Below are 12890 nucleotides of genomic sequence, written 5' to 3' on the forward strand. Positions count from 1 at the left end.
GTTGCTGGCTGAGGGCACCGCGATGGTCAAATTCCTCTCCAAAGCAAAACGTTGCCAACGGATAGGGCCTTGGCTGCTGTCGCTGTTGCTGGCGACTCTCTTCCTCGGGGCTGGGCTGGGCTGGTGGCACTACGGGCGATCGCCGGCGCCTCCCTATAGTCTCAATGGAGAGGCCCCGCCCAAAAGTGGGCCGGCGTTGTTGCCGTGGGCGCGCTCTGGAGATCCCCTCAGGCGCGATCGCGCCCGTTATCTGCTGGCGGCTGACAGTCTGCGTCGAAATCAGCCCCAAGGGGCTCTCCAGTGGCTTAAGGGTCTGGAGCAGACTTACCGGCCTATGGCTGCACCGATTCTGCTCCTTCGGGCTCAGGCCTATCAGCAACAGGGAGATGACCGCAGGGCAAAGGCAACGTGGCAACAGTTGCTGCGGGAGTATGGCACGGAACCGGAGGCAGCGGTAGCCCTGTTGAATCTGAACCGGCCAGAAGAGGCGATCGCCCGCTTTCCACAGCATCCTGCTGTCGTCAACTATGTGGCGCAACAGTTAGCGAAAAATCCCGATCAAGTCCCTTACCTGAAGCTGGTGGCACGCCACGGTCTTTTTCTTCAGGCGTACGGCACCTACCTGGAAATTTTGCGCCAGCGCTATGGCGACCAACTGACGCCAGCCGATTGGGAAGCGATCGCCTTTGGCTATTGGGAAAAAATGCAGTACGGTGCTGCGGCAGCTGCCTACGCCAAGGCACCGCCCACACCTTTGAATCTCTATCGTGTGGGACGAGGGCGGCAATTGAGTGGGGATACCGCTGGGGCGATCGCTGCCTATGAAGCCCTGATCCAACGCTTTCCCAACAGTTCAGAAGCCCCCCTTGCCCAACTGCGCCTTGCCCACTTAGCCAAAACGCCGGCGGAACGTCTCCCTTTGCTGGCCAAGTGTCTTCAGTTAGCCACCCAAAATCAAGCGCCAGCGATCGCGGCTGATGCCCTTCTGGCACAGTACCAAGCTTATAGGGAACTGGGGAATACCAAAGGGGCACACCAAAGCCAGCAACAGCTCTTTAAGATCTATCCCCAAAGCAGCGCTGCAGCAGAACTGCGCTGGCAACTGGCCCAAGGAGCTGCCCAAAAACGGCAGTGGTCTCAGGCACAACAGTGGGTTAGGGAGATTCTCAAGTTTAACCCTGAGAGTGAGCTGGCCCCCCAAGCCGCCTTTTGGCAAGGAAAATGGCAGGGGGAGGCAGGACAACCCCAAGGGCAACGCCAAAGCTGGCAACTGGTTACGGAGCGCTATCCCCACACCTACTATGCTTGGCGAGCTGCCAGTCTGCTTAAGAAACCAGTGGGCACCTTTACAACCCTGCGACAGCAGCGCCCCTCAGTGGCGGGCGATCGCCAAACCCTGCTCCCTTTAGCGACGGGCAGCCCAACCCTGCAAGAACTGTATCTGCTGCGGCAATTTCCGGAGGCTTGGCAGCGCTGGCAGTGGGAATTCCAGAACCGAGTGACACCAACAGCGGCAGAGCAACTCACTGATGGCCTGATTCGCCTTGGTGTGGGGGAATACCTCGATGGCATCTTTATGCTGCAAAACTTGTTTACGCGGGCCGCCAGGGAACCGCAGGTGGCCACATTCTTGGCGCCCCTTCGCCGTGATGTTCGCTTCTGGTATGCCCTTTACCCCTTGCCCTACTGGGAATTGGTCAAAAAGTGGTCACTGGCCCACAACTTAAATCCCCTGTTGGTGATGGCCCTGATTCGCCAAGAATCTCGCTTTGAAAAGGACATCCGCTCAGTGGTGGGGGCAACGGGGTTAATGCAGTTGATGCCAGAGACGGCCGCTTGGATTGCCGAGCAGTTGAACCTAGAGGACTATTCCCTCGTGGATCCGGAGCACAATATCCGTTTGGGCACGTGGTACTTTGACTACACCCACAATCAGTACAATCAAAACACGCTCTTAGCCTTGGCCAGTTACAATGCCGGTCCTGGCAATGTCAATCAGTGGCTAGAGCGATTCGACATTGGCGATAGCGATCGCTTTGTGGAATCGATTCCTTTTCCTGAGACCTATGGCTATGTCAAGAGTGTCTTGGAAAACTACTGGAACTACTGGCAACTCTATGCCCAGCCCTAGGAAAAATCGTCTATTCTCTACAAAAGAACAGGGTTGAATCATGGATCAAGATATTCCTGTTGCGGAGCGGCTACAACCCATTACCAAGGATAAGGAGGAGCCTCGGCGAGGGGGAGGGGCAATCGCCAGCGCCATTGCCCTCATGGCTTTCATGGGGGTAGGAGCAGCGTGGTTCCTGAATCGTTCCGCGGAATCACCCACGGGAACGGCGGCAACGGTAATGCCAACCGAGAATCTGCTGGGACATCTGCCCTATGAAGAGGCTCCCCTCGCCGAACTGGAACCGGTGAGCGCCGATGGCCAAATCAAGTTACGGCGCGCCGCAGCAGAGCGGTTTCGGGCAATGGTGGCCGCCGCGCAGCAGGAGGGGGTGGTGTTGATACCGCTTTCTGGATTCCGTTCCAAACAGGATCAGGACTATCTTTTCTTTGAGGTGAAGGAGCAGCGGGCACAACGGGCCAGTGAGCGGGCATTGGTGAGTGCGCCCCCGGGCTATAGCGAGCACCATACGGGCTATGCCATTGATATTGGTGATGGCGCCCGGCCACAGACCCATCTTAAGGAAGCCTTTGAGGACACCCCTGCCTTTCGCTGGTTGGGAAAGAATGCGGCTCGTTTTAGTTTTGAACTGTCCTTTCCCCGTAATAATCCTCAGGGAGTGAGTTATGAGCCTTGGCACTGGCGATTTGTTGGCGATCGCCACAGTTTGCAAACCTTCTACAGAGCCCGACAACTGACATTGAGGAATAATCCATGAGGGGATTTACCCATCGGGCGGTTTTGGTGACCGGCGGCACCGGCGGGCTGGGCCAAGGGGTAGTGCCAGTTCTGCTGAGCCACGGCTACACCCTGACGATTCCCTACATTGATGGGGCTGCCCGTGCTGCTCTCGAAAAGCAATTGGCGGCGGCGGAATTGGCCAACGTGCGCTTTGTGGCGGCGGACTTGAACAATGAAAGTGAAGTGGCAGCTCTGGTGGAGCGCATGCCGCAATTGGATGCCGTGGTTCACCTCGTGGGTGGCTTTAGTATGGGGGCAACAGCACAATTTGCCCTCAGTGATTGGCAGCAGAGTTTTCGCCTCAATGTGGAGACGACCTTCCTGGTCTGTAAGCACGCCCTGAAACGCATGCAGGCACAGCGGTATGGACGCATTGTCACCATTGGCTCACGGGGTGCAGTTGAACCGGCGGCTGAACTGGCTGCCTATTGTGCCGCCAAAGCTGCAGTCGTGGCCTTGACGCGGGCAATCGCTGCTGAAACCAAAGGCCAAAATATCACTGCCAATGTGATCCTGCCCAGCATTATTGATACCCCCGCCAATCGAGCGGCGATGGGGGAAGCCCAAGCCGCAAATTGGGTGAGCCCTGCGGCGATCGCTGAACTGATTGCCTACCTCATTTCCGAAGGAGCGGCGGCCGTGAGTGGCGCCGTGATTCCCATCTATGGCAATGCCTAGGGCAAGTTGCCATGCTCTTTATCATTTTGCTAGCTCTTCTTTGTACGATCACCAATCTCTTTACCAAGGTGCTGATTTTAACTCCCCTAGAACTGTTGCGCGCCATTCATATTCCTGCAGTCGTCCTTTGGGGCGGTCTGATCCTGCTCTTGGCATGGGTCATGGGAGACTAGAGCCCTACACCTGCAGGACTGTCTGGCTAAATTCGGCAATTTGGGCAGCGGCCACCTCTAAACAGGGGCGATCGCGCACGAGGGCAAAGCGCACATAGCCCTCTCCCCCCTCACCAAAACCCGATCCGGGAGCCGCGGCAATCCCAGTTGCCCGAACAAGGGCTTGACAAAAGCCCAGGGAATCCCGTTGCCAAGGCGCCGGCAGTTGCGCCCACACATACATCGTTGCTGGCGGGAGGGGCACCGGCCAGCCATGGTCGCCGAGGGCTTGGACAAAGGCATCGCGCCGCTGCCGAAAAATCTCCCGCGTCTGCTGGACACAGGTTTGATCCCCCGTGAGGGCAGCAATGGCCCCCCGCAAGATGCCGGCGTATTGGTTAAAGTCAATCACCGATTTGATTTGGCGCAGGGCAGCAATGATGTCGGCACGACCAATGGCAAAGCCAATGCGAAACCCGCCCATATTGTAGGACTTGGAGAGGCTATAGAATTCAATCCCCACTTGGCGATCGCGATCCACTTCAAAGATCGAGGGTGCCCGCTCCCCGTCAAAGACCAGATCAACGTAGGGAAAATCATGCACCAGTAAAATCCCGTAGCGATCGCAAAACTTAACCGCTGTCTTGAAAAAGTCCAAGGGCGCAACTGCCGTGGTGGGATTGTGGGGATAGCTGAGAATCAAAAGTTTGGCCTGCTCCCGTACCCTCAGGGGAATCGCCGTCAAATCTGGCAAAAAGTGATCTTCTGAGCGCAGGGGTAGTGGATACACTTGTCCACCCGCAAGATAGACCCCACCCGCATGGGAGGGATACCCCGGATCGAGCACCAGTGCGTACTCTTGGGGGTTCATCACCGCAAGGGGCAAGTGCGCTGTCCCCTCCTGAGAGCCAATGAGCGTCAGTACCTCCCGCTCGGGATCTACCCTGAGGCCAAAGCGGCGTTCAAACCAAGTGGCTACTGCCTGTCGAAAGGCCGCCGTACTAGCAAAGAGTTGATAGCCATAGGTACTGGCATCGCGCACCGACGCTTCAATGGCCGCAAGAATGTGATCGGCGACGGGCAAATCCGCAGAACCAAGGGAGAGATCCACAATCGGCCGCCCCGTGGCCGCCACCGCTGCCTTTGCCCAATCCATGGCATCAAAAACATTGCCTTGGAAATACCGCAGGCGATCGGCCAGCCTCATGCTGCCACCTCCACATCACTGGAGAGTAAGGCCTCGACAAATTCAAAACTGGAGAAGGGGCGCAGATCTTTAATGCCCTCGCCAGCACCAATGAAGCGAATCGGTAGCCCCAATTCCTGTACCACCGCCAAGGCCACCCCCCCCTTGGCCGTCCCGTCCAACTTGGTCAGGATGACTCCAGTCAGTTGCGCTGCTTCTGCAAAGATCTGCGCTTGCCGCAAACCATTTTGGCCGAGGGTAGCATCGAGAACGAGGAGCGATTCAATTTGAGCATCGCCCGCCTTTTTATCAATGATGCGGCGGATTTTCTTGAGTTCCTCCATCAGGTTGGCTTTATTTTGCAGACGGCCAGCGGTATCCACCAGCAGCAATTCTGTACCTCGAGCTTGGGCAGCCCCAATAGCATCAAAGACCACAGCAGCGGGATCGGTATTTTTGCCGGGGTTGGCAATCACCTCAACATTGGAGCGCTGTCCCCAAATTTTCACCTGTTCGGTGGCGGCTGCCCGAAAGGTATCTGCCGCCGCAATCAAACAGCGATAGCCCGACTGGGTGGCAATGTGGGCAAGTTTGCCGATGGTCGTGGTTTTCCCCACGCCATTGACACCTGTAATCAGCCAGATATTGAGTGTTCCTTTTTTGGGAGCAAATTCACGTTGGTAGCCCTCTTGAAACGGGCGATCCAAAATCTGCTGCAGAATCTCCTTGAGGGAGGCGATCGCCTGATCGGCAGGAAGTGTCTCTTGGCGAATTTTTGTTTGCAGCGCCGCAATAATTTGATCTGTGGCCTTGACCCCCACATCCGCCTGCAACAGCAGCATCTCAATTGCTTCGACGGCATCCCGACTTAAGGGGCCTTGGCCGACGATCGCCCGCAGTTGATGCACCAGTCCACGACGAGTTTTGCCCAGACCTTGGCGCAGGCGTTGTAACCAGGTAATTTCCTCAATATCCACCTCCTCTGGGCGCCGGCCTTGGGCGGCAAGTACCGCCGCCGACCACAAAAAGCCCTCATCCAGGATAGGGGAGGGGTCTGGTTCCCCAGGCTCAGCGGCAACAATGGGCTGGACAGCAGCAGGTTCATCAGCAACAGCGGCCTGGGCAGACTCTATAGAGACGGGAAGGGGGGCATCAGCGGCCGCTGGTTCAGCAGTTGCTGTGCCCTGAGTTTCTGCAGTGGTTTCAACGGTTGGAGAACGCTGCGCTTGCTGTCGCGCTTGAATGGACTGGAGTGCCGTTTTGGCCCAGTTGAGGATGCTGGGGGAAGCAGCCGCTTCGGTGGATTCTGGGGGTGGCGCTTCCGTTGGGCTTTCGGCAGCGGGCGATGGCTCCTCGCCACTGCCGCCAAACTTGCGTCGAAACCAATTAAAAACCATGCCCTGTCCTTTATCCGACTGAACTTGCCTATTTTCCAGAATAGCCTTGATTTTCCTGTAAAAAGGCTTGCAGGCGATCGCCCACCCAACGGCTCAAGGCAGGATGACATACCACCAGAGGTTGCCAGTGCTGCACATCGGCGCGATTGTAGCGGGGTAACTCGCCATTGGCATAGGTAAAGGCGCCCGCCGCCTCCTGCATGATCAAATCCGGTGCCGCCAAGTCCCAATCTTTGGGGGCACTGCCCCCTGGGAGGCTGACGTACAGATCCGCATCCCCTTGGCAAATACTCGCCGTTTTACAGCCCATACTGCCCATCGGCATTAGCTGCACTGATCCCAAGCTGGTTAGAAATGCCTCTAAGCGATCCCCCCCATGGCTACGGCTCATCACCACCCGCAGGGGCTGGTCAGGGGTGGGGGGCTGAACTTGCAGGCGTGTTGACCGGTGGCGCGTCTCTCGATAGGTGCCGCCACCGGCAATGGCGGTGTAGATCACCTCCTGTTCAGGCCAGACCACAGCAGCTAAACAGGGGCGGTGTTTATAGACAAGGGCAACGTGAATTGCGTACTCTCCCGTCTGTTGCAGAAAGTCATAGGTGCCGTCCAAAGGATCAATGATCCAGGCATAGGGCTGCGATAGGGACTGACCTGCTGTGTAGGTTTCTTCTGTGAGATAGCCAAACGCCGAGGCCGGAAAATGCTCTTGGAGGGCATGGCGCAAAAAGGCATCAATTTGCTGATCCGCGAGGGTGACGGGATCACCGCCTTTATCCTGCACCGTTAGATCCTGCACCTGGCGGTAAAACTGGCGCAGTTGCTCTAGGGCCCGCCAAAGAATGGGGCGTAGGGTGGCAAGGGTATTTTCAAGATCAAGGGCGGGGGACATCTAGGCTGCCTCAAGGGAAAGACCACGGGGAATCGCGGCAATTAATGTGCGGGTATAGTCGTGCTGGGGCTGCTGGTAAACAGTCTCCGCCTCACCCATTTCGACAATTTCGCCATTGTACATAACCATCAGGCGATCGCTCATAAATTTAACAACACTGAGGTCGTGGGAAATAAAGAGGTAGGTCAGTTGAAATTCCCGCTGCAGTTCCTTGAGTAGATTCAGCACCTGCGCCTGAACCGACACATCCAAAGCGGACACCGACTCATCACAGACAACAAACTCGGGATTCAAGGCCAAGGCACGGGCAATGCAAATTCGCTGTCGCTGACCCCCCGAAAATTCATGGGGATAGCGATTCTGAGCTTGGGGGTCAATGCCCACCCGTTCAAGGAGATAGGCCACCCGCTCCTGGTGTTGCCGCTTAGACTGATGGGGGCGATGGATGCGCAGGGGTTCGGCCACCAACTCGCCAATGGTCATGCGGGGGTTCAAGGAACTGTAGGGGTCCTGGAAAATCAGTTGCATGCGTTGCCGCAGGGGACGCAATTGGCGAGGCGATAAATGGCTAATGTCGCGATCGCCAAAAAAAATCTTGCCCTGGGCGGGTTCTAGGAGGCGCAAGAGGGTGCGTGCCAAGGTGGTCTTACCACAGCCCGATTCCCCCACAAGGCCTAAGGTCTCCCCTGTGCGAATCGTAAATGAGACATCCCTGACTGCGGTTAGGGAGCGCTGTCCCCCCGCAACCGGATACTTAACCCAGAGGTGCTCCACCCGCACCAAGGGGGGTTGGCTGGCCAAATGGGCGAGACGTTCCTGCTGCTGCACTGGGGAAATCACTTCTAATCGCGGGGGAGTGGCCCCTAGAAAATCCGCCACAGTTGGCAGAATCGCCAGACGCTGATCCAAGCGGGGACGACAGGCCAGTAGCCCCTTGGTATAGGGATGTTGGGGGTGGCGAAACACCTGCTGAACGGTCCCCGATTCAACAATTTGCCCTTGGAACATGACAACGACCTGATCCGCCAATTCCGCAATCAGATTCAAATCATGGGTCACAAAAATCAATGAGAGAGGGTACTGCTGCTGTAATTCTCGCAACAGCCGTAGGATCGCCGCCTGTACAGTAACATCGAGGGCAGTGGTGGGTTCATCAGCAATTAAGAGCGCTGGCGAAGCGGCCATAGCCATGGCAATCATCACCCGCTGAATTTGCCCCCCGGAGAGTTGATGGGGATAGCGACCGAGAAACCGCTTTTTCTCCTCAAGGGGGTCTTCCGGTTTGAGGAGATGTACCTGCTCAAGGAGGGCGATCGCCCGCTGTTGACATTGCCGTTGGGAAAGTCGTTGCTGCGGATCAATGGCCTCTGCCACTTGAAAGCCAATAGAATACACGGGATTGAGGGAACTCATCGGTTCTTGGAAGACCATACCGATTTGGCGACCCCGAATCTGCTGCATTTGGCGGGGGGAGCAGCGCAGCAAATCAATGGCTGTCCCCTCTGGTTCTGGCTGAAACCAGGCTTGGCCGTGGCTGATCTGGCCCGGCGGCAACAGCAACTGCAAGAGTGCCAAACAGGTCACTGATTTCCCTGAACCCGACTCGCCGACAATGCCAAGGGTCTGGCCACGCTCCAAGCGAAAGGAAATCCCATCCACTGCCCGTAGGGTTTGATCGCCTTGACGAAAGTCAACGGTGAGGGCTTCGACACACAAAAGAGGTGGGGACATAGGGCAAACAACTCGGAATAATCCTAGAATAGAGGCGATTTTGACACTCAGATATGGAGTTTATCCTTTTCGGCCTTGGCTTGTTGGTGGGGCTGGCCTTTTGCTTTTGGCAGCGGTGGCAGGTTGGGACATTGCTAGAAACGCTACTGCAAGAATATGGCGTGCCCCACGGCAATTCCTCACCATGGCTAGGGTTGAAAACTTTACTCCGGGAACAGGGGAAGCAGTTAGAAAGTTGCCAGCAGCAAATAACCCAATCGCAAATTCGCGTTGAGTATGCCCCCATTGCCTATTTAGAGGTGGATGAGGCGAACCGTGTGGTCTGCTGTAATGCGGCAGCGCGATCGCTATTTGGCTTAAGGTCTCCTGAAGGCCGCCTTTTTCTAGAACTGGTGCGCTCCTATGAACTGGACTGTCTCATTGAGGAGGTGCGCCAAGAGCAAACCATAACCGAGCAGGAATGGCTTTACGCTTACGTCACCCCAACGGGGCAAACCAAGCGCAAACCCCTGCGGGCACGGGGACTTTTCCTTGGGGAAGGACATGTGGGTGTATTCATTGAGGACTGCGCAGAGGTCGTGCGGCTGCGGGATGAGCGCGATCGCTGGGCAGCAGATGTGGCCCATGAACTGAAAACGCCCCTAACTTCGCTGCGCCTGGTAACTGAAACCCTGCAGCAACGGGTACCGGAGTCCCTGCGGCATTGGGTCGATCGCCTCCTGGGAGAAATTATTCGCCTTAGCCTTCTGGTGCAAGAACTCCTTGAACTCAACCGCCTCAGCCATACTCCTGCCGATAGTTTGGAGCGGCACCCTCTGGATCTGGTTCAAGTTATTCGCACCGCTTGGCAATCCCTTGCTCCCTTAGCTCAGGACAAAAACATCCAGCACGAGTACACCGGTCCAGACAAGGTTCCCTACTGTGGGAATGAATCGCAACTGTTGCGCCTACTGGTGAATCTTTACGACAATGCCATTAAACACGGCCCCGTAGGCGGTCAAGTCCTGACGCGGTTGCGGCGCGATCGCGAGGGGGGGTATCTCTGTCTTGAAGTCATTGATACTGGTAGTGGTTTTCCCCCCAAGGACTTACCCCATGTCTTTGAGCGGTTTTATCGGGCACAGGTACGGCGGCATCGCTTTGTCATCCCCATGGATCATGAAGGGCGGCTGCCTCCTGTGGGCAGTGGCAGCGGTTTGGGGTTAGCCATTGCCCGCCAAATTGTTGAGTGCCATGGGGGCTATATCCAAGCGGCCAATCATCCTGACTATGGGGGAGCGTGGCTACGAATTTACCTTCCCCTAACTCAGGGATAACTCCCTAGCCACCCAGCGATCGCGCCCGCGGGTTTTGGCTTCATAGAGACACTGATCCGCGAGATGCAACAGCATTTCCGGGGGATGGTCAGGGCTAGGGACGGTTGTCGCAATCCCAAAACTGGCCGTTAATTTCGGCCCCACTGTACTTTTTGCATGGGTAATATTGGCGGCAGCCAGTGCTGCTTGGATATTCTCAACAATATGAATAGCTCCCCTTTGATCGGTATTGGGTAAGATCAGGGCAAACTCTTCCCCACCAAAGCGGGTGGCCAAATCCCCCGCCCGCTGTAAATGGCTTTCCAAAATTTGTGCCACCTGCTTGAGAATCTGATCCCCTTGCAAATGACCGTAGTGGTCGTTGTAGGCCTTAAAACAATCAATATCCACCATGATTAAACTTAAGGGTCTTTGCTCCCGTTGGCAGCGTCGCCATTCCTTTAGGAATAATTCATCAAAACAGCGGCGATTGCCAATATCTGTGAGACTGTCAATATACACCATTTGCTGGAGATTGGCATTGGCCTGCTCTAGGGCTTCGTACATCTCCGCCTGTTGTAGGGCGACCGTCAAGGGTTCAGCAATCCGCTGCAGTAGGAACAGCTCCTCCCGCTGCCAGAGGCGAGGGCTGCGACAATGGTGAGCAATGAGGAGTCCCCACAGGTTCTGGCCCTGCAGCAAGGGCACCACCAAATTGGCCTGCACCTGCAAGCGAGTCAGTAACTCACGATAGCAATCCTGGAGTTGCGCTTGGTTGACATCGCTAATCGTCAGCGTGCGCCCTTCCAAAAACCGCTGCGCTGTTTCTTTGGTAAAACAGGGATCGTGGATTACTTGACCCAAAATTGAGTACTGGGGTAGGGCGGTCGCCTCCACGGCAACTATGCCACTGCCATCGGCTAAAAAGCGGTAAATCAGCACGCGATCGCTCAACAGCAGTTGTTGGATGCTGGTTACCGCCCGCTGCAAAATCTCCTCTAGGCGAATGGACTGGCGAATGTCCTGAATGATGGTGCTGACAATCATTTCCCGCTCTAGGGAAGTTTTCAGTCGCTCCTCTGTACGCTTTTGATCCGATACATCCACAAGGACGCCATGGAGCATTTGACTGTAGGGGTCAAACTGGCCGCGATCGCTCAGGTAGCGGAAACGGCCATCCCGATGTCGAATGCGGTAGGTGGTACTGTAGGGCCGCTGTTGCTGAAGGGCCTGCTCAATCTCCCGTTCAGCCAGGATCAGATCCGGGGGTGGCACAAGTTGCCGCCAGTCGGGTAAATCCTGGGGAAAGTAACCCGTGAGCTGGTAAATTTGGTCGCTGACATAGTTGAATTGCCACAGGCGATCGCGATCGCGCCGATAGAGGGCAACAGGTAAGTGACTAATGAGAGTGTTATAGCGCTGTTCACTCTCCGTAATTGCCGCCGTAATTGCCTGTTGCCGCGACAGCTGCCAGCGCAATTCCGCCGTTGCCTTGCTGAGTTCCTGTGTTAGCACCTGAATCACCCCTTGAGCCTCAGTGATGTCAATGGCTGCCAAAAGATTGCTCTGGGTTACAATTCCCACCATCTGGCCATCATCATCCACGACCACGACGCGACGCACTTGATGCTCCTGGAGCAGATGATTCACCTGCCACAAACTTTGATCGGGCTTTACGGTCAGTACGGGCTGGGACATCATACTGCCGACGGTTCCTGTGAGCACTCCTCCTTGGCGATGCAGTGCCTGAAAAATATCCTTTTCCGTAATAATGCCGCGCGGCAGCACACCACGGGAGGTTTCTTCAGGAATCACCAAACTGGTGACACCCCGTTCGCTCATCAGAACAACCGCCTCCTGTAACGAAGCCTCAGCCGCAATGGTGGCCACATCACATACCATCACCTCTGCTACCCGCTTGATCCGCAGCAGATCCGCAGGACGCAAGCGCTCACGCAGCCTTTGGCGGGTCAGCAGTCCTTCAACCCGTTGAGATTCATTGACCACTGCCAGGGCATCCACCCCCAGGTGACGAAAACGCCCTAGAACCCCCAGGAGATCATCGAGATCCTTGAGGCTCAAACAGTAGTCCGATGGCAGCATGATCCGCTCAGCAGTTATCTCCTGGGGAGAGTAGCCCTTGCCAAGGGCGCGGATCACTTCCCGTTGGGTGATCAATCCCCGAAACTGCCCCTGCTCCTCGACAACGAGGCCAGAACCCTGATTTTCCTGTAAGCCTTGGAGAATATTATTGAAGGAATCCCCTGGAGCAATTGCAACAAAGTGCGTTTGCACTAAGGCTTGCAAATTTAAGCCTGAACTCAATTGCTCCATAGTCTATCCCTCTCAACTCCACGATTCCTTAAGACTTTATTTATGCGTTTATTGATAAGCGCTGTAGCAAATAACATTAAAATTCACAAAAACTTGCACCCCTGGTTTTGAGGCGCTTGCCTAAAGATTGACTTTATTCAATTCTATCTTGGGGCTGCGGTAGCCACCTATAGGCTTGACCCACAATTCCGCTGTTGCCGCACAAAGGCTAGGATAGGGAATTGAACGTATGCTCTTGGCCGCTGCTATGGACGAGTGAATACTGGTTCAGTAACTTCTTGATGCATACCTGCTGCGGGTGATTATGACTGCGGCGG

Annotated in this window: 10 protein-coding genes; 5 read left to right on the plus strand and 5 right to left on the minus strand. The window is 55.8% G+C overall.

The annotated features are described in order from the left end of the window. Positions 1-22 precede the first annotated feature (22 nt). From Q0W94_RS09180 to Q0W94_RS09195, 4 genes are read left to right on the plus strand one after another with little or no spacing between them, the layout of a single operon-like run. A complete protein-coding gene (locus tag Q0W94_RS09180; protein ID WP_297758135.1) occupies positions 23-2131 on the plus strand; it encodes a transglycosylase SLT domain-containing protein in 2109 nt (702 codons plus the stop codon). 40 nt (positions 2132-2171) lie between these two features. Continuing rightward, positions 2172-2888 carry a M15 family metallopeptidase gene (locus Q0W94_RS09185; protein ID WP_297758137.1) on the plus strand — a complete coding sequence of 239 codons (717 nt, stop codon included), beginning with the start codon at positions 2172-2174 and terminating at the stop codon, positions 2886-2888. Beyond that, a complete protein-coding gene (gene fabG / locus Q0W94_RS09190) occupies positions 2885-3589 on the plus strand; it encodes a 3-oxoacyl-ACP reductase FabG (protein WP_297758139.1) in 705 nt (234 codons plus the stop codon). The genes Q0W94_RS09185 and fabG overlap by 4 nt, the downstream gene beginning before the upstream one ends. Positions 3590-3600: 11 nt before the next feature. After that, a complete protein-coding gene (locus tag Q0W94_RS09195) occupies positions 3601-3762 on the plus strand; it encodes a hypothetical protein (protein ID WP_297758140.1) in 162 nt (53 codons plus the stop codon). Positions 3763-3766: 4 nt separating this feature from the next. Here Q0W94_RS09195 and Q0W94_RS09200 read toward each other — a convergent pair whose 3' ends face one another. From Q0W94_RS09200 to Q0W94_RS09215, 4 genes are read right to left on the minus strand one after another with little or no spacing between them, the layout of a single operon-like run. Then, on the minus strand, positions 3767-4948 hold the full coding sequence (locus Q0W94_RS09200; protein WP_297758143.1) for an LL-diaminopimelate aminotransferase: 1182 nt from the start codon (positions 4946-4948) through the stop codon (positions 3767-3769). Continuing rightward, complete coding sequence (ftsY, locus tag Q0W94_RS09205; protein ID WP_297758145.1) at positions 4945-6324, minus strand: signal recognition particle-docking protein FtsY; 1380 nt, start codon at positions 6322-6324, stop codon at positions 4945-4947. The genes Q0W94_RS09200 and ftsY overlap by 4 nt, the downstream gene beginning before the upstream one ends. A gap of 28 nt (positions 6325-6352) precedes the next feature. After that, positions 6353-7213: a 3'(2'),5'-bisphosphate nucleotidase CysQ gene (locus Q0W94_RS09210; protein WP_297758148.1), complete on the minus strand. Its 861-nt coding sequence runs from the start codon at positions 7211-7213 to the stop codon at positions 6353-6355. Further along, positions 7214-8944 carry an ABC transporter ATP-binding protein gene (locus Q0W94_RS09215; protein ID WP_297758151.1) on the minus strand — a complete coding sequence of 577 codons (1731 nt, stop codon included), beginning with the start codon at positions 8942-8944 and terminating at the stop codon, positions 7214-7216. 53 nt (positions 8945-8997) lie between these two features. On the opposite strand from Q0W94_RS09215, the gene Q0W94_RS09220 reads away from it, so the two are divergent. Beyond that, complete coding sequence (locus Q0W94_RS09220) at positions 8998-10260, plus strand: PAS domain-containing sensor histidine kinase (protein ID WP_297758154.1); 1263 nt, start codon at positions 8998-9000, stop codon at positions 10258-10260. Here Q0W94_RS09220 and Q0W94_RS09225 read toward each other — a convergent pair. Then, positions 10246-12573 carry a diguanylate cyclase domain-containing protein gene (locus tag Q0W94_RS09225; RefSeq protein WP_297758157.1) on the minus strand — a complete coding sequence of 776 codons (2328 nt, stop codon included), beginning with the start codon at positions 12571-12573 and terminating at the stop codon, positions 10246-10248. The genes Q0W94_RS09220 and Q0W94_RS09225 overlap by 15 nt on opposite strands. Positions 12574-12890: the final 317 nt, after the last annotated feature.

Origin of the sequence: Thermosynechococcus sp. (assembly GCF_025999095.1) — a bacterium.
Classification (GTDB): domain Bacteria; phylum Cyanobacteriota; class Cyanobacteriia; order Thermosynechococcales; family Thermosynechococcaceae; genus Thermosynechococcus.